Origin of the sequence: Streptomyces sp. NPDC058701 (genome assembly GCF_042715295.1) — a bacterium.
GTDB lineage: Bacteria > Actinomycetota > Actinomycetes > Streptomycetales > Streptomycetaceae > Streptomyces.
Genome location: NZ_JBHXSY010000002.1, coordinates 91,203 through 107,722 on the forward strand (window position 1 = coordinate 91,203; position 16,520 = coordinate 107,722).

Sequence of the window (16,520 nt, forward strand, 5' to 3'; positions counted from 1 at the left end):
GGAATCAGTCGTCGTTCTTGCCCGACGGGGTCGTCTTCGCGATCTGCATCAGGAACTCGGCGTTCGACTTCGTCTGCTTCATCTTGTCGAGCAGCAGCTCGATCGCCTGCTGCGAGTCGAGCGCGTGCAGCACCCGGCGCAGCTTCCACACGATGGCGAGCTCCTCCGCGTTGAGGAGGATCTCCTCCTTGCGGGTGCCCGACGGGTCGACGTCGACCGCCGGGAAGATGCGCTTGTCGGCGAGCTTCCGGTCGAGCTTGAGCTCCATGTTGCCGGTGCCCTTGAACTCCTCGAAGATCACCTCGTCCATGCGCGAGCCGGTGTCGACCAGCGCGGTGGCCAGGATGGTCAGCGAGCCGCCGTCCTCGATGTTGCGCGCGGCACCGAAGAAGCGCTTCGGCGGGTACAGCGCGGTCGAGTCGACACCACCGGACAGGATGCGGCCGGAGGCGGGCGCCGCGAGGTTGTACGCGCGGCCCAGACGGGTGATGGAGTCCAGCAGGACGACCACGTCGTGACCCAGCTCGACGAGGCGCTTGGCGCGCTCGATGGCCAGCTCGGCGACGGTGGTGTGGTCCTCGGCCGGGCGGTCGAAGGTCGAGGAGATGACCTCGCCCTTGACCGACCGCTGCATGTCGGTGACCTCTTCCGGACGCTCGTCGACCAGGACGACCATCAGGTGGCACTCGGGGTTGTTGACGGTGATCGCGTTGGCGATCGCCTGCATGATCATGGTCTTGCCGGTCTTCGGCGGGGCCACGATCAGGCCTCGCTGACCCTTGCCGATCGGCGACACGAGGTCGATGATGCGGGTCGTCAGCACGCCCGGGTCGGTCTCCAGACGGAGCCGGTCCTGGGGGTACAGCGGGGTCAGCTTCTGGAACTCCGGGCGTCCGCGGCCGGATTCGGGCGCCATGCCGTTCACCGAGTCCAGACGCACGAGGGCGTTGAACTTCTCGCGGCGCTCGCCGTCCTTGGGCTGGCGCACGGCACCGGTGGTGTGGTCGCCCTTGCGGAGCCCGGCCTTGCGGACCTGCGCGAGGGAGACGTACACGTCGTTGGGGCCGGGCAGGTAGCCCGAGGTCCGGATGAACGCGTAGTTGTCGAGGATGTCGAGGATGCCCGCGACGGGGATCAGGACGTCGTCGTCGGCGACCTGCGGCTCGCTCGGGGCGAACTCGTCGCGTCCGCGACGGCCACGGCGGTCGCGGTAGCGGCCGCGACGGCCGCGACGGCCGTCCTCGCCGTCGAAGTCGTCCTGCGGTCCGTTGTCCTGACGGTCCTGACGACCCTGCTGGCCCTGGCCCTGGTTCTGACCCTGTCCCTGGCCGCGCCCGCCCTGCTGCTGGCGGTCGGCGCGCTCGGCACGGTCCTGACGGCCGCCCTGGCCCTGGGCACCCTGACCCTGGCCGCCCTGGCTCTGGCCGCCCTGGCCCTGGTCATCGGCCTTGGCACCGCGGTCGCGGCGGTCGCGCTGGCGCTCGGCACGGTCACCGCGGTCGTTGCCGCGGTCACGGCGCTCGCGCCGGCCGCGGCCCTCGCCGTCCTGGCCCTGCGCGGAGACGGCGGTGGCCGCCTCCGCCTTGGCCTCGGCCTGCGGGGCGGCCGCGGGGGCGGCCTCGGCCGCGGGGGCCTCGGTCTTCTGCTCGACCTGCACGGCGGAGGAAGCCGCGGACTCCGGGCTGCCGGAGGGGGCGGTGGCCCGGCGACGGCGGCGCTCGCCGGCCGGGGCGTCGTCACTGGCGGGCTGGCCCGGGATCTCGATCTGGGCCTGCGCCGCGGCGGGCTTCTCGGCGGGCGCCTCGGCGGCGGCCTCACCCGTACGGGCCTTGCTGGTGGCACGGCGCTTCGGCTTGGCCTCGGCGGTGTCGGCGGCGCCGGCCGCCGCGGGGGACGCGGCCTTGGGGGCACTGCCTCCCGCCTGCGCCTCCTTGATGACCTCGATCAGCTGGCTCTTGCGCATCCGCGCGGTGCCCCTGATACCGAGGCCCGACGCGACCTGCTGCAGCTCGGCCAGAACCATGCCGTCCAGGCCGGTGCCGGTGCGGCGGCGCTTGGTAGCGGCGCCCGCGGCGGGGGCACTGGCGTCGACAGAGGTGTCGGCAGCGCCCATCAGATCGGTGGTGTCGCTCACGAAGGGTCCTTCCCTGGAGCGGACGTCGGCCTGTCTGGCTCGGCGACCGGTTGTGCTGTCCGACAGCAGTCCTAGGTGTGGACCGTGCCGGGGCGGTGGTCCGCCGAGAGAGATACGGCGGAGAGAAACGTGCAAGTGCGTGGGTGTTCCGGCGAGAAGCCCCCGAGCTGGAAGCGTGGGAATGTCACGCCGATTCCGGAGCGTGCTCGAAACTGCTGGAAGTGATCAAAGCAGTCGGGGAGGCTCCCGGAGAAAAGGTGGTCCCGAATGGGGACACTGAGCACCGAGCCATGGCGGCTTCGGATGCTCACCTGAGACTAACACTACCGGATCCAACAGACATTCCCCCTCTCAATCACCGGCAACAGCGGCCTTCGGCGCGGGCGGCCTGCCCCGGCCGCCCGCCCCTGACCGGCCGCGTCTCCGCGGACGCGGCCTAGCCCTGGGTGCCCAGGGGCAGCACGCTGGCGCCCGCGGCGTCGAGGGCGAGCCGGTTCGCGGCCCACCCCTCGCCCGCGAGCTGCGCGACCTTGTCGGCCGCACCGTTGTCGACCAGCGCGAGGACCGTGGGCCCCGCGCCGGAGATCACCGCGGGAATGCCGTCCGCCCGCAGCCGGGCGACGAGCGCCACGCTCTCGGGCATCGCCGGGGACCGGTAGTCCTGGTGGAGACGGTCCTCGGTGGCCGGCAGCAGGAACTCGGGACGCCTGGTCAGGGCCTCCACGAGCAGCGCCGCGCGGCCCGCGTTGGCGGCCGCGTCCACGTGCGGGACGGTGCGCGGCAGCAGGCTGCGCGCGGTCTCGGTCAGAACTGGCTTGGAGGGGACGAAGACCACCGGAACGATCGAATCGGCGGGCTCCATACGGATCGCCTTGGCACTGCCCCCGTCCATCCACGCCAGGGTGAAGCCGCCGAGCAGGCAGGCGGCGACGTTGTCGGGGTGGCCCTCGATCTCGGTCGCGAGCTCCAGCAGGGCCGCGTCGTCGAGCTTGGCCTCGCCGCCTATGGTCACCGCGCGGGCGGCGACGATGCCGGCGCAGATCGCGGCGGAGGAGGACCCGAGGCCGCGCCCGTGCGGGATGCGGTTGGCGCAGACGACCTCGAGGCCGCGCGGCTGGCCGCCCAGCAGGTCGAAGGCGGTGCGCATGGAGCGTACGAGCAGGTGGCGCTCGTCCCGCGAGAGGGTGTCGGCCCCCTCGCCCGCGATGTCGATGTTCAGGCCGGAATCGGCCACCCGGACGACGACGTCGTCGTAGAGCCCCAGGGCCAGGCCCAGGGCGTCGAAGCCCGGGCCGAGGTTGGCACTGCTGGCGGGAACGCGCACCCGTACGGCGGCGGCGCGGAACGCTGGACCGGCCATCGTCCGATGACACTCCTTGTGACTGTGCGAGATCTACGCTGGCTCGCTGCGAATGTACTGCAGAACGTACGACACCCGAAGGCCCCCGGGGCAGCACCGCACGTCATGTGCGCGGTGGCGGATGTGGGGACAGCGTATCGAAGGAAGGTTCCCCCGCGACATAGGGCGCACAGGAGGCGCACGACGCGTGTCGCGGACCGCGGCGGCGGTTATGTCGTCGTACGGGGCGAGTTGCCGGGTTCCGGGGGTCGCGGGGACCCCCGGAACCCGGCGCTCGGGCCGAGCCTCAGACGAGACCGAGGCGGACGGCCGCGGCCTCGGCGTCCACCGGAATGGTGACGGGCTGCGGGGCGCCGGCCACGGCCCAGTCGGGGTCCTTCAGGCCGTTGCCGGTGACGGTGCACACGATCTTCTGGCCGGGGTCGACCAGGCCCAGCTCGGCGGCCTTGATCAGGCCGGCCACGGAAGCGGCCGAGGCCGGCTCGACGAAGACGCCCTCCTGGGAGGCCAACAGCCGGTAGGCGGCCAGGATCTGACGGTCCGTGACCTCGTCGATGAAGCCGCCCGACTCGTCGCGCGCGGCGAGCGCGTAGTCCCAGGAGGCCGGGTTGCCGATGCGGATCGCGGTGGCGATGGTGTGCGGCTCCTTGACGACCTCGCCGCGCACGATGGGCGCGGAGCCGGAGGCCTGGAAACCCCACACCCGGGGGGTGCGGGAGGCGAGGCCGTCGGCGTTGTACTCCTTGAAGCCCTTCCAGTACGCCGTGATGTTGCCGGCGTTGCCGACGGGCAGCACGTGGATGTCGGGGGCGTCGCCGAGCGCGTCCACGATCTCGAACGCGGCCGTCTTCTGGCCCTCGATGCGGACCGGGTTCACCGAATTGACCAGCGCCACCGGGTAGTTGTCCGACAGCGCGCGGGCCAGGTCGAGACAGTCGTCGAAGTTGCCGTCCACCTGGAGGATCTTGGCGCCGTGGACCAGGGCCTGGCCCATCTTGCCCAGCGCGATCTTGCCGCGGGGCACGAGCACCGCGCAGACCATCCCGGCGCGCACCGCGTAGGCGGCGGCGGAGGCCGAGGTGTTGCCAGTGGAGGCGCAGATGACCGCCTTGGCGCCCTCCTCCTTGGCCCGGGTGATCGCCATGGTCATGCCGCGGTCCTTGAAGGACCCGGTGGGGTTCGCCCCCTCGACCTTGAGGTGCACCTCGCAGCCGGTGCGCTCGGAAAGAACCTGCGCGGGGACCAGCGGCGTGCCGCCTTCGCGGAGGGTGACCACGGGAGTCTTGTCCGTCACCGGCAGGCGGTCCCGGTACTCCTCGATGATGCCGCGCCACTGGTGGGTGGGATTGCTGCTCATGGGTCCTTACTCCCCTTCAACGCGCATGATGCTGGCGACACCGCGGACGGTGTCCAGCTTCCGCAGCGCCTCGACGGTCCCGGAGAGGGCGGCGTCGGGCGCACGGTGGGTGACGACCACGAGGGAGGCCTCATTGCCGACCCCGTCCGGACGTCCTTGCTGTCGTACCGTGTCGATCGACACGCCGTGCTCGGCGAAGGTGGTCGCCACCTGGGCGAGGACGCCCGGCTTGTCCGCCACGTCGAGGCTGATGTGGTAGCGGGTGACGACCTCGCCCATGGCACTGACCGGCAGCTGGGTGTACGCCGACTCGCCCGGCCCCGTTGCCTCGGCGAGCTTGTTGCGGCAGACGGCCACGAGGTCGCCCAGGACCGCGGACGCGGTCGGCGAGCCGCCCGCGCCGGGCCCGTAGAACATGAGCCGCCCGGCGGCCTCGGCCTCGACGAACACCGCGTTGTACGCCTCGCGGACGGAGGCCAGCGGGTGCGTCAGGGGGATCATCGCGGGGTGGACGCGCGCGGTGACGGACGCGCCGTCGGCGGCCCGCTCCAGGATCGCCAGGAGCTTGATGGTGCAGCCCATCCGCTTGGCGGAGGCGAAGTCGGAGGCGCTGACCTCGGTCATGCCCTCGCGGTAGACGTCGTCGAGGCGGACCCGGGTGTGGAAGGCGATGCCGGCGAGGATCGCGGCCTTGGCGGCGGCGTCGTAGCCCTCCACGTCGGCGGTCGGGTCGGCCTCCGCGTACCCGAGGGCGGTGGCCTCGTCGAGGGCCTCCTGGTAGCCGGCGCCGGTGGAGTCCATCTTGTCGAGGATGAAGTTGGTCGTGCCGTTGACGATGCCCATCACGCGGTTGATCTTGTCGCCGGCGAGGGACTCGCGCATCGGGCGGACCAGCGGGATGGCTCCGGCGACGGCGGCCTCGTAGTAGAGGTCCCGGCCGTGCTGCTCGGCGGCGGCGTGCAGCGCGGCGCCGTCCTGGGCCAGCAGCGCCTTGTTCGCGGAGACGACGGACGCGCCGTTCTCCAAGGCGGTGGTGATGAGGGTGCGGGCCGGCTCGATCCCGCCGATGACCTCGATGACCACGTCGATGTCACCGCGTTTGAGCAGGGCGGTCGCGTCCGTGGTGATGAGCGCGGGATCGATGCCCTCGCGCACCTTCGAGGGACGGCGTACGGCAACGCCGACGAGCTCGACGGGCGCGCCGATCCTCTGCGTGAGGTCGTCGGCGTGCGTCGTCATGATGCGCGCCACCTCTGAGCCGACCACTCCACAGCCCAGCAGCGCCACCTTCAGCGGACGCGTACGCATCATTCGACCTACGCCTTTCGATCTTCCAGCATGAAACCGCGCGCGGTTTGCACGGCGGTCGTGAACCAGTCTCACTCAATGGACAGCACTTTCCATCCTCGGTCCATTGAGTGAGACACCGATTTCATCATCCGAGGTCGAGTCGCAGGAGATCTTCCTCCGTCTCCCGTCGGACGATGACCCGGGCCGCTCCGTCACGCACGGCGACCACCGGCGGACGCAGCGCGTGGTTGTAGTTGCTGGCCATCGAGCGGCAGTACGCGCCGGTCGCGGGGACCGCGAGCAGGTCACCGGGGGCCAGGTCGGCCGGCAGGAACGCGTCCTTGACGACGATGTCGCCGCTCTCGCAGTGCTTGCCGACGACGCGGACGAGCATGGGCTCGGCGTCGGAGGTGCGGGAGACGAGCGCGATGGAGTATTCGGCGTCGTACAGGGCCGTCCGGATGTTGTCGGACATGCCGCCGTCGACGGAGACGTACGTCCGCAGGCCCTCCAGCGGCTTGATCGTGCCGACCTCGTAGAGGGTGAAGGCGGTCGGCCCGACGATGGCCCGGCCGGGCTCGACGGAGATCCGCGGGGCGCGCAGGCCGGCGCTCTCGCACTCGCGCGCCACGATCTCGTGGAGGGACTTGGCGATGTCGTGCGGCTCGGCGGGGTCGTCCGCGGAGGTGTACGCGATGCCGAGCCCGCCGCCGAGGTCGATCTCGGGGAGCTCGACGCCGTGCTCGTCGCGCACGGCGGCCAGCAGACGCACGACGCGCTTGGCGGAGACCTCGAAGCCGGCCATGTCGAAGATCTGCGAGCCGATGTGGGAGTGCAGGCCGAGCAGCTCCAGGCTGTCGTGGCCCAGGGTGCGCCGTACGGCCTCGGCGGCGGACCCGTCGCCCACGGCGATGCCGAACTTCTGGTCCTCGTGCGCGGTCGCGATGAACTCGTGGGTGTGCGCCTCGACGCCGACCGTGACGCGGATCTGCACCGGCTGCCGCACGCCCAGCTCACGGGCGATGTGCGCGACGCGGGCGATCTCCTGGAAGGAGTCGAGGACGATGCGGCCCACGCCGGCCTCGATGGCCCGGGTGATCTCGGCGGCGGACTTGTTGTTGCCGTGGAGCGCGATGCGCGCGGCGGGCATTCCGGCGGCGAGCGCGGTGGCCAGTTCCCCGCCCGAGCAGACGTCGAGGTTGAGCCCCTCCTCGTCGAGCCACTTCACGACGGCCTTGGAAAGGAACGCCTTCCCCGCGTAGAAGACGTCGGCGTCCTTGCCGAACGCGAGGGCCCAGGCGCGGCAGCGCGCGCGGAAGTCCTCCTCGTCGAGAATGTAGGCGGGGGTCCCGAACTCCTCGGCGAGCCTGGTCACTTCGATCCCGCCGACGACGGCGACCCCGTCCGCGTTGCGGTGGACGGTCCGGGCCCAGACCTTCTCGTCGAGGACGTTGAGGTCGGCGGCGGGCGGGGAGTAGTGCCCTTCGGGCATGACGTCGGCGTGGCGGGGCCCGGCGGGGTGCGCGGAACGGCTCATCGGTATCTCTCTTCGCGGGTCACAGGCGTTCGGGTGCGTCCATGCCGAGCAGGGCCAGGCCACCGGCCAGCACCGTCCCGGCGGCTTCGGCGAGGGCCAGCCGGGCGCGGTGGGCGGCCGAGGGTTTCTCGTCCCCCTGGGGCAGGACGCGGTACTGGAAGTCGAGGAGCGCGTCGGCCAGCTCGACGAGGTGCCGGACGAGGCGTTCGGGCGCCCGGTGGTGCGCGGCGGCCTCGAGGACCAACGGGTGGTCGGCGAGGACGCGCAGCAGCGCGGGGGCGTCGTCGACCTCCCCGACGGCGGGCTCGAAGCCGAGGTCACGGGCGTTGCGCAGGAGGGCGCGGCTGCGGGAGTGGGCGTACCGCACCCGGAAGAACTCGCTGTCCTCGCCCTGGACGAGGAGCCGGTCGGAGAACGCGGGCGTCTCCCGGGCCGGGACGGCGAGCACGGCCCAGAGCACGGCGTCGGCCCCGTACCGGGCGACGGCGTCACCGTCCCGCGGGGCGAGGGGCGCGGCGGGGGTGCCTGGTGCGTCGTACGGCGGCGGACCCTGGGTGCGCTGGATCCGTACGACGGCCGCGCGCACGGCGCGCTCCCGCAGCCCGGGGGCCTGGGAGGCGGGGCCGGGATCGTCGGGATCGGGGTCGGTCGTCGCGTACGAAGGCAGGGACACGGAGCGGATGACGCGGGGGGCGGAGAGGGCCGGCAGGACGAAGTTCACGAACCCGGGACCGGTGACCTCGACGCGCTCGATCCCCGGGACGCCGCTCAGCCGGCGGGCCAGTACGGCCGCGACGTCGGCGGGGCGCATCCGGGTGGCCTTCGCGATCTGGAAGGCCACGGGCGAGGCGTAGTCCCCCACTCCCCCGGGCCGCGTCCGCTCGACGACCACCCGCTCGGACGGAACCCCAACGGGTTCCCCGCCCAGCTCCCCGCCCAGCTCCCCGTCCTCGACGGCGCAGCGCACGGCGTGCGCGACGGTACGAGGGAGGTCGGCGGGGTTCACGGGACCCAGCCTAGGGGAGACACCCCCGCGTCACGCCAAGGGTTTCGCCATGTGAACAGGTACCGCGCGCGGGCGGCCCGACCGTCACGGGGAACTGTCCCCTCATCACGGGGAACTACCCCCGTCCCCTCCCGGCGGGGGCCCCTTTCCTCCCGTCGCGCCGGTCCTTGCGCTCGACCAGCCGCCGCACGACGCGTACCAGCTCGGCGGGCTCGAAGGGCTTGGCGACGAAGGCGTCGACCCCGGCGGCGATGCCGGCCTCGACCTCGTACTGCGTACAGGCGCTGACGATCGCGACGGGCAGGTGCCGGGTGCGCGGATCGGCCCGCAGCTGGGCGGCGGCCCCGAACCCGTCGAGCCGGGGCATGACCACATCAAGCGTGATCACATCAGGACATACGCGGTGGACGACGTCCAGGCACTCGACACCATCGTTCGCGGTCACGACCTCGAAGCCCTCCAGCTCGAGATTGACCTTGATCAGCTGCCGGATGACCTTGTTGTCGTCGACAACAAGCACCCGGCCCGAGACGCCTGGCACAACTCGAGAGTAGGTCCGCCGAGGCCCCCGCGTCCGGGCTTTCGCCACTTCCACCCCTCCGGGCGACGCACCCCTCCTCCCACCGCCGAATAGGTTCCTGATCACCCCGGGGGAGCTGGTAGTGTTCAACCCGTCGCCGCAAGTCGGCGGACGCGCCCCCGTAGCTCAGGGGATAGAGCAACGGCCTCCGGAGCCGTGTGCGCAGGTTCGAATCCTGCCGGGGGCACTCCTGCTGGACCAGCGTGAAACACCCGCTGACCTGCACGAGTGCCAAGTATGAAGACCTGGACCCAGTCCCACTGAGTCCAGGTCTTTGTCGTTGTTACGCACTGATCGCGATAGACCTGCGATAGACCACTCGGCCGGCACCTACCTGTCGCCCCGCTTCCGGCCCCCACAGCTGATCAGTAGGCTCCTGTCTTCAACACGTACGCCGCAGGGGTAGGTCCGATGAGTCGCTTCAGCTCAAACACCAGCGCCCACCATCTACACGAGATCCTTCAGCTCGTTCACACCGCGCCGCCAGACCGCGCGGTCAAGGTCTGGCCAGCCGTCCTCAGCAGCGACCTAGGTTCTGCCGAGTTCGCCCGGAAGCATGCCGAACTCGTGGCCCTCCTTGCCGATACCGTCCACGACATCCAAGCCCTGCCGGCGCAACAACGAGACAGGGTGATGCGCTATGTGCCGGGCTGGTGGAACGCACTAGTACTTCCTGATCACAACTGGAACGCTGAGAGCTCTTCGAGCCATGTCATCAACCAGCAGAGCCTGGACATGCTTGCCGCTACCGCAGACCTCATCGCCGGAAATTACTCCGGAACAGCGGCAGCACCTAGCGGGGACAACCTGGAAGACCTCCGCACCCAATGCCAGGGGTGGCTCACCCTTCTGCAAGAGACGCCCAGGAATACAGTCCGCGAAAACCTCACGGAAGCGCTAATCGCACAGGTATCTCACCTAATCTGGCTGATCGACAATGCCGACACTTTCGGTGGCGCGCGGGTAGCAACCGAGGCTAACTCGGTGGTTGGAGCCTTGGCTCAGGCTGGCCTTGAAATTCCCCTCAACCAGCCGGAGCAACAAGGGCGATGGCAAAAGGCGGTATACGGCTTCATTGTCGCCCTTACTCTCTTCACCACAGGAAGCGAGTTGACCACCAATGCAATCGACGCCGGACATGGCCTGGTGAAAGAAATTTCACAAACCGTCCAAGATATCCAGCAAGGATAGCGAGCGCGGGCACCGGCGGGACGCTCAGTCCGACACTTCCCAATCGAGCTCCCGCTCAATTTTCTGGTTCATGACCTCTTCCTGACCAAAGATGCATCCCTCGTATACGCGATGGATTACCTCGGGCGAGTTCCCCACTCGTCGGGCCACTTCGGCTACCGGCACCCCGGCGTTCAGCCACGTTGTGATGCATGTGTGCCTGAGGTCGTAAGGCCGGCCGCCGAGGATGGATTCTTGAAGTTCCGGCGGGAGGGCGTACTCGCGGGCGTCCTTCCAGACGCGCCAGTACGTGCTGCTGCCTACGAGACCAAGCCGCTCGTTCGTGAAGAGCCGGCCGTCCTTGGCCGTACCGAACTCCTTGAGGTGGGATCGGAGCATGGCGACCAGTGCCGGCGGGATCGGGACCGGCCGGTCGTCCTTGCTCTCCCGGGACTTCAGGCCGCGCTTGTCGTGGCGCTCCCCGCTGTCCGTCCACTGCTTGCCCGACACGGGGTGCGTGTCCCGGAGGGTGAGCATCCCCCATCCCTTCTCGGGGAGGTAGCAGTCCGACTTCCTCAGCCCCACCGCCTCGCTCGGGCGGAGGGCCGCGAAGTACATCACCGCGTAGAACGCCACCAGACGACGCCCCTTCTTGCGGTCCCACGTCCCAACGTACGAAACCGCGGCGAGCAACTGAGCCGCTTGCGTCTTGTTCACGAGAATGCGCGGGTCGACACGATCCGATGAAGAGACCTTCACCCTCTTGAGCGCGGCAAGTGGATTCTCGACCAGGAGCTTGCGCTCGATCGCGTATTCCACCGCGGTGTTCAAGGCGCGGCGTCTACGGCGGGAAGTCTCTCCCGCCGTAGGCGTCCCGTCCAGCTTGAAAGAAAGCCGGTACTGGACGTCTCGCAGAGTCTTGGGATCTTCCAACGCGGAAACGAGCAACGACCTCTTCGAGAGCCACTGATAGGCATCTTCGATTTCGGCCGGCGGCTCCAACTCGGCGTAAGCCGGGACAACAGCCCAGCGAAGAGCGAGGCGCAGCTCCTCCACCTCGGGCATCTGCTTGTCTTGCTCCACCATGGCGAGGGTCACCGCAGCGAGACCATCCGCGATGCCCTCGCGTGTTTTGGCGGCAGCAGTGGGCCAGCGCATGGCCATGTACTCACGGCAGAACGTGAACCAGGAAAGTTCCTCGCGAGCATCGGCGGGCTCTGAGGCCTGCATGGCTGCGCGGACTTCGGACTCAGGTAGGCCGTCCTTGATGCGGAAGGCCTCGCCGCGCTTCATGGCCAACCACAATTCGGACCGGCGGCTCCCCGCAAGCGCAACGGTGGCGAACGTCTTACTGCTGACTTTGCCCCCGACGATCCAGCGGAGCTGATAGGGGCGGGTCTTACTCTGCGCCCTGGTCACATTCCACAGGCGGACATCGAGGGAAAACCCCTCCGGGTCCAAGCCATTGTTCTGCTCGGACCCGGAATCGGCGTCGTTCGTCACGCGGATTCCTCCCGCATCTCCAGCCAACGGACCAGCTCGGAACGGCGGATACGCACGGAACCGTTCGGGAGCTTGATGGCCTTGGGGCCCTTCTTGCACTGCCGCCAGCGATAGAAGGTGGCTCGTGGAACACCGATCTCTTCGACCACCTGCGGGATGGTCAACATTTCGTCGCGGGGCTTGGCCACGGCGAGACTCCTTCGGGAAGGTGTGGGTTGGGGAGCAGGAACCCCGGGACCGCTGACACAACTGACAGAACCTCGGCGAGAACGCGTTGACCTGCGGATTCAGGGCTGAGGGCAGCTCTGACAAAACTCGCGGAAACTCCGACAGAACCTCCGGTAGCGGGTTCTGTCACGGCCGACGGGTGGGGTTCTGTCGGAGTTTCCGGAGGTTCTGTCACGGTGGCCGTAGGGCCCGTTTATGCAGGTCAGCGGGCCAGATCGGGGGTTCTGTCAGTTGTGGCAGTCCGATGGGGGTTGTGTCAGGCGCCGCGAGCGAGGCGCGGGTGCGCGTCGTACTTCGGGGAGGGCGGCCGGCCGCCGCGTCCGGTGCGCGGGGGCAAGGGCTGCTGGCGGATCCAGCCGTGTTCTTCCAGCAGGGTCAAGGCTGGGTCGAGGTCAGTCATGGCGGGGAAATCGCCGCGGGAGAGCTGGCGGAACAGGTCCCGCTTGGTGAAGCCGGTCAGCCGGGCCTCCCGAAGGTGTGCGAGCGCCTGGCGGGCGGCTTCCTGGGCGGGGGCGGCGCCCATGGCATCGAACACGTGCTGGGCGTGGGCAGTGAAGTAGTCCCCGAGGCGGGTGGCGTCGGCCAGGGTGGCGGCCTCGATGGGGCGGGTCCACCCGCTGTCGGGGTGGGTGGCCAGGTGGAGCAGCCCTGCGATGCGGGCAACGGCCCCGTCCCGCTTACTGGCCCACTTCACGATGTCCGCGAGTGAACCGCCCTTCCCGATCCGGGATTCGGTGACCTTTTGGTAGGCCAGCATGACCGCGTCGGCCTCGGGTGTGAGGGTGAGTACCGCCGGGTCGGTCCAGCCGTTCAGTGCCATGGCCAGACCGCCGAGCCGCCGGGTGTACGTGTCTGCCACATCGTCGGGGATGAGCTCAGGGGTGAGGTTGCGGCGGCCCACGAGGGATTCGGGCTGCGCGTACAGGAACCGGGCCAGCAGTCCGCGGCCGTCGGCGCCTTTGATCTGCCCGATCGACTCCAGGACTTCCGGCTGGACGGCGAGGCCCATCGTGACTGCGGGGTGCTCGACGTGCTGGGCCTCGCGGCCCTGCCGGTTGACCCGCACCATGTCCCCGGCGTGGCCCTTGAGGAAGATCTCCATGTTCGGTGCCCCGCTGTAGCGGCCCGAGATGATTTCGAAGATTCCGCCCTCCGGGGAGAGAACGGAGATCCGACCTTCCTGCTCGGTGAGCAGGGTGGCCAGGTTCTCCGGCGTCACGTCGTCAGCCACGAGCTGGGGTTTGCAGGGGACCCTGATTTCCTCGGCGGCCTGGGCGAGGGCGACGGCCTCGGCGGTGAGCTGGTCGCGCAGGCCCGGCTCGGCGTTCGCGGCCTTTGCCGCTGCTTTGTCGGCGGCGGCCTTGGCAAGGCGCGCGGTGGTCTCGGCCTCGGCGCGGGCGGGGCCGGAGAGTTCCACGAGGGCTTTCTCCACTGCCATGAGCGGCTCGGTCATCAGGGCGAACACGGCGCTCTTACGGTTGCCGGGGTCCAGGGCCACGGCGGTGTAGAGGTTGACCGGCTCGCGCCACCGGCCGCGGACACAGACGGTGGCCCGTCCGCCGACCGCCGTGGCGATGACTGCCAGGGCGAGGCATCCTGCGAGGTCGGCGGGGGTCTGGGTTTCCTCTGCGACGGCGGCCACCATGGCGGACACCCACGGCGGGAGCGTGTCCACGGGGAAGGTGGGGAGGTCCCGGCGGCCGGTGAGCGGGACCGGTTCGTCCCAAACTAGGCCGGTCATGTCCTCGGCGAGGGCATCGAACCCGGCCCAGAGGTCGGCGTCGATGGGCTGTGCGGTCATGCTGCGGTCCTGCCTTCCTGCGGGTCACGGCAAGGGACTGAAAGGGCGGCCTGACGGCCGACGCCCTTCGGCGCGCTACGGCCGTCCCGGGTAGGGGTCCGTCCGGCGGAGGCGGGGTTGTCGGCGGTGGTCATGCCGCATCTCCGCTCGCGTTGCGGCGGGAGCGATGGATGCCGTCGCGGATACTTGCTGCGATGCGGGAGGGTGCGAGTCCCTTGGGCAGGGCCGCTTCGGTGAGCGCGTCGGTCACCTCGTGCTCGGTGAGGGTCCCGGCGGCGATGAGTCGGCCGAGGGCATAGGCCGCGTTGTACAGCGTCGTGTTCTGGGTGCCGGTGGTGGCGGCCGCGACCTTGGCGACTTCTCCGTTCAGGGCGGCTGTCGCGTACCGGTCGGCCTTCCCGATGCGGGCGCGGAGCACGGCCACGGGTACGGGGGCGGGTGCGGGCGGGGTGATGAGCAGGTCACCGAGCCACGTGGGGAGGGGGGCCGGGGGCGCGTCGTGAATGATCTCGTACGAGCCGGTGCCGACCGTGCTGCCGGCCGCGACCACGTACCCGCCCCAGGCTCGCGTGTCGACCTTCCAGCCCAACCGCCCTGCGCTCCCACGTAGCTGCTTTTCGGCGGGGGCGGTGAAGTACAGGTGCTGTCCGCCACGGCGGGTGCGCACCGTGAACGTCTCAGTCGGCAGCCGCTCACCCGCGCGCTCGCAGATCATCGCGAGCACGTCCAGGCCATCGGTCGCCCCCGCCCATTCGGCCGGCGCGGGTCCGTCGTCTTCCTTGGGGATGTCGAGGTCCACGACCAGCAGTCCGGCGGGGCCGGTGGCGATGCCGACGTTGTAGGGGGCCGCCTGCCAGCAGGCGGTGAGCTGTCCGGGGTCGAGGGTGGCGCGCTGTTCGGGGGTCCGGTGGCCGCCGGTGCAGCGGCCGGTGCGGGGGCAGTTGCGTTCGGGGTGCCCAGCGGGCCGCTTGTCCCCGGGCCGGAGGGGAAAGACGGGCCAGCCGCGTTCCGTGGCGGCCAGTGCGGCGCGCAGCAGCGCGGGGTTCGGGGTTGCTGGCATCCTGGGGGTGCTCCTGTTTCTGCGAAGGGACTGGGGAACCGGGGCGGTCGCGGTCTTTGGAGAGAGGCGACCGCCCCGGGCATAGCTAGAGGTCGGTGAGTGCGGCGGTGGGGATCTCGTAGACGTCGATGACGTCGCGGACGCCGTGCCAGCGGCCCGGGGTGTGGTGGATGTAGACGACGTGAAGCGGGATTCCGTCGCGGCCGGTGAAGGCGTAGACGTTGACCGCGTCGACGTTCTTGGGGCTCTTGCGGGCGCTGCGGATGTGGGACAGGGCCGCGATGACGCTGATGCGCTCGGGCCGGTACCTCGCCCCATCGACCTGCGTGTGCATCGTGGGGTGCTGCGTGGCGCTCAGGGCGGAGCTGGAGTTCAAGGTGATCTCTCCTCAGTGGTGGCGGATCCAGAGGGCGTATTCCTGGCGGACGTAGCCGCGGGGGTCTGCGGTGCGGGGGTCGTCCGCGTGGTCGATCTCCATCAGGCGGCGAGCCGCTTCAACGGCGCACGTTGCGGCGTCGCCGCCTACGGGGTCGTCGTCGGTGAGGGCGATGCGGTCCAGGAGTGCGGCCTTGCGGAGCCAGAACTCCCGGACATGAACGCCGTGCAGGCAGTCGCGGGCTCCGCGGACGGTCCATCCGATCTCGCTGATGACGCTCGGCGCGGTGGCGTAGAACGCCTCCGGCCCGCTCACCAGTCCTTCCCTTCGGCGGTGGGCAGTTCGGGAAGTCCCGCGTCCGTGATGGCGTGCGGATTGAAGCCGGGGAGGGTGGAGCGGGTGATGAGCGCGTTGGCCAGCTGCTCGGCGTAGACGGCGCCGGAGCGGGCGACTTCGATCTGGGCTCCGGCGCGCAGCGCTTCGACCCGCTCGACGTGGGCATGAACCTCGCGGCGGCCGAGGGTCTGCCGCTCGTGTGCGACTTCGTCTCGGCGGTCGGTGCGCCAGTAGCGGGCGGCGAGTCCGTAGGCGATGGCGGTGGCCAGGGCCCACAGCAGGATCGGCAGGGAGAGCCCATCGGCGTATCCGGCGACTCCGGCCAGGGCCAGGCCGCCGGAGGTGGCGAATGCGGTTCCGGCGATGACGCTGCCACCGGAGCGGTTGCCGGAGGAGAACGCGCCGGCCGCCGCGGCGCCGGTGGCGAGCACGACCATGAGGGCCGCGTTGCCGATGCTGTGCTCGGCGCCGTTGGCGTTCCAGATCCGGCCCAGGATCAGGACCGTGGTCGTGGCGAGTGCGGGGGCCGCCTTGGGGGCGAGGTCGATGGCCCAGTGCCGGTAGGAGAGCGGCTGGTTCATCCCTGGCTCCCGAGGTCGGACACGGCCTTGATGACGGCGGTGGTGAGCTGGTTGATGGGCTCGGACGCTCCGGTGGAGGCGAGGAAGAAACCGAACATGATCGCGATGAACGCGGAGCCGTAGCCGAGGGTCTTGGACCGGAGCAGGAAGAACAGGACCAGGCCGAACAGGGCGACGAGCGAGAGGGTGATGGCCATGGGG

Annotated in this window: 16 protein-coding genes and 1 tRNA gene; 2 read left to right on the top strand and 15 right to left on the bottom strand. The window is 70.1% G+C overall.

The annotated features are described in order from the left end of the window. Positions 1–4: 4 nt before the first annotated feature. The 7 genes from rho to ACFWW8_RS02240 all read right to left on the bottom strand — a co-directional run bounded on the left by rho (position 5) and on the right by ACFWW8_RS02240 (position 9,273). On the bottom strand, positions 5–2,134 hold the full coding sequence (rho, locus tag ACFWW8_RS02210; protein WP_386522416.1) for a transcription termination factor Rho: 2,130 nt from the start codon (positions 2,132–2,134) through the stop codon (positions 5–7). Positions 2,135–2,570: 436 nt separating this feature from the next. Beyond that, on the bottom strand, positions 2,571–3,494 hold the full coding sequence (gene thrB, locus ACFWW8_RS02215; protein ID WP_386522419.1) for a homoserine kinase: 924 nt from the start codon (positions 3,492–3,494) through the stop codon (positions 2,571–2,573). Between the two features lie 286 nt (positions 3,495–3,780). Continuing rightward, a complete protein-coding gene (gene thrC / locus ACFWW8_RS02220; RefSeq protein ID WP_386522422.1) occupies positions 3,781–4,851 on the bottom strand; it encodes a threonine synthase in 1,071 nt (356 codons plus the stop codon). 6 nt (positions 4,852–4,857) lie between these two features. Then, complete coding sequence (locus ACFWW8_RS02225; RefSeq protein WP_386522982.1) at positions 4,858–6,159, bottom strand: homoserine dehydrogenase; 1,302 nt, start codon at positions 6,157–6,159, stop codon at positions 4,858–4,860. 127 nt (positions 6,160–6,286) lie between these two features. Further along, entirely contained in the window at positions 6,287–7,678 is a 1,392-nt protein-coding gene (lysA, locus tag ACFWW8_RS02230) for a diaminopimelate decarboxylase (protein WP_386522423.1), read from the bottom strand. 19 nt (positions 7,679–7,697) lie between these two features. Then, entirely contained in the window at positions 7,698–8,684 is a 987-nt protein-coding gene (nrtL, locus tag ACFWW8_RS02235) for an ArgS-related anticodon-binding protein NrtL (protein ID WP_386522426.1), read from the bottom strand. 115 nt (positions 8,685–8,799) lie between these two features. Further along, entirely contained in the window at positions 8,800–9,273 is a 474-nt protein-coding gene (locus ACFWW8_RS02240) for a response regulator (RefSeq protein ID WP_386522428.1), read from the bottom strand. 106 nt (positions 9,274–9,379) lie between these two features. On the opposite strand from ACFWW8_RS02240, the gene ACFWW8_RS02245 reads away from it, so the two are divergent. Beyond that, positions 9,380–9,451 (top strand) — tRNA-Arg (locus ACFWW8_RS02245). A gap of 224 nt (positions 9,452–9,675) precedes the next feature. Then, entirely contained in the window at positions 9,676–10,455 is a 780-nt protein-coding gene (locus tag ACFWW8_RS02250; RefSeq protein ID WP_386522431.1) for a hypothetical protein, read from the top strand. 24 nt (positions 10,456–10,479) lie between these two features. Here ACFWW8_RS02250 and ACFWW8_RS02255 read toward each other — a convergent pair whose 3' ends face one another. The 8 genes from ACFWW8_RS02255 to ACFWW8_RS02290 form a co-directional block, all read right to left on the bottom strand. After that, positions 10,480–11,937, bottom strand: a complete 1,458-nt coding sequence (locus ACFWW8_RS02255) for a tyrosine-type recombinase/integrase (RefSeq protein WP_386522433.1) — start codon at positions 11,935–11,937, stop codon at positions 10,480–10,482. Continuing rightward, positions 11,934–12,224, bottom strand: coding sequence for a helix-turn-helix transcriptional regulator (locus ACFWW8_RS02260; protein WP_386522985.1), 291 nt, complete (start codon positions 12,222–12,224; stop codon positions 11,934–11,936). Before ACFWW8_RS02260 ends, ACFWW8_RS02255 begins: the two co-directional genes overlap by 4 nt. A 197-nt stretch (positions 12,225–12,421) precedes the next feature. Next, positions 12,422–13,966, bottom strand: coding sequence for a YfjI family protein (locus ACFWW8_RS02265; RefSeq protein ID WP_386522436.1), 1,545 nt, complete (start codon positions 13,964–13,966; stop codon positions 12,422–12,424). A 130-nt stretch (positions 13,967–14,096) separates the two neighbouring features. Continuing rightward, positions 14,097–15,026, bottom strand: a complete 930-nt coding sequence (locus tag ACFWW8_RS02270) for a bifunctional DNA primase/polymerase (RefSeq protein WP_386522439.1) — start codon at positions 15,024–15,026, stop codon at positions 14,097–14,099. Positions 15,027–15,111: 85 nt separating this feature from the next. After that, the gene (locus tag ACFWW8_RS02275) at positions 15,112–15,402 is read right to left on the bottom strand and encodes a hypothetical protein (protein ID WP_386522442.1); all 291 of its coding nucleotides are present in this window, start codon (positions 15,400–15,402) and stop codon (positions 15,112–15,114) included. A 12-nt stretch (positions 15,403–15,414) separates the two neighbouring features. Continuing rightward, positions 15,415–15,717, bottom strand: coding sequence for a hypothetical protein (locus ACFWW8_RS02280; protein ID WP_386522444.1), 303 nt, complete (start codon positions 15,715–15,717; stop codon positions 15,415–15,417). Beyond that, entirely contained in the window at positions 15,714–16,319 is a 606-nt protein-coding gene (locus ACFWW8_RS02285) for a hypothetical protein (protein WP_386522446.1), read from the bottom strand. The genes ACFWW8_RS02280 and ACFWW8_RS02285 overlap by 4 nt, the downstream gene beginning before the upstream one ends. Next, positions 16,316–16,516: a hypothetical protein gene (locus tag ACFWW8_RS02290; RefSeq protein WP_386522449.1), complete on the bottom strand. Its 201-nt coding sequence runs from the start codon at positions 16,514–16,516 to the stop codon at positions 16,316–16,318. The genes ACFWW8_RS02285 and ACFWW8_RS02290 overlap by 4 nt, the downstream gene beginning before the upstream one ends. Positions 16,517–16,520 lie beyond the last annotated feature (4 nt).

What these genes read in the sequence shown, in the direction of transcription:
- thrB (WP_386522419.1), bottom strand. Translation starts at nt 3,494, where the DNA reads ATGGCCGGTCCAGCGTTCCGCGCCGCCGCCGTACGGGTGCGCGTTCCC.
- thrC (WP_386522422.1), bottom strand. Translation starts at nt 4,851, where the DNA reads ATGAGCAGCAATCCCACCCACCAGTGGCGCGGCATCATCGAGGAGTAC.
- ACFWW8_RS02225 (WP_386522982.1), bottom strand. Translation starts at nt 6,159, where the DNA reads ATGCGTACGCGTCCGCTGAAGGTGGCGCTGCTGGGCTGTGGAGTGGTC.
- lysA (WP_386522423.1), bottom strand. Translation starts at nt 7,678, where the DNA reads ATGAGCCGTTCCGCGCACCCCGCCGGGCCCCGCCACGCCGACGTCATG.
- ACFWW8_RS02250 (WP_386522431.1), top strand. Translation starts at nt 9,676, where the DNA reads ATGAGTCGCTTCAGCTCAAACACCAGCGCCCACCATCTACACGAGATC.
- ACFWW8_RS02265 (WP_386522436.1), bottom strand. Translation starts at nt 13,966, where the DNA reads ATGACCGCACAGCCCATCGACGCCGACCTCTGGGCCGGGTTCGATGCC.
- ACFWW8_RS02270 (WP_386522439.1), bottom strand. Translation starts at nt 15,026, where the DNA reads ATGCCAGCAACCCCGAACCCCGCGCTGCTGCGCGCCGCACTGGCCGCC.
- ACFWW8_RS02285 (WP_386522446.1), bottom strand. Translation starts at nt 16,319, where the DNA reads ATGAACCAGCCGCTCTCCTACCGGCACTGGGCCATCGACCTCGCCCCC.
- ACFWW8_RS02290 (WP_386522449.1), bottom strand. Translation starts at nt 16,516, where the DNA reads ATGGCCATCACCCTCTCGCTCGTCGCCCTGTTCGGCCTGGTCCTGTTC.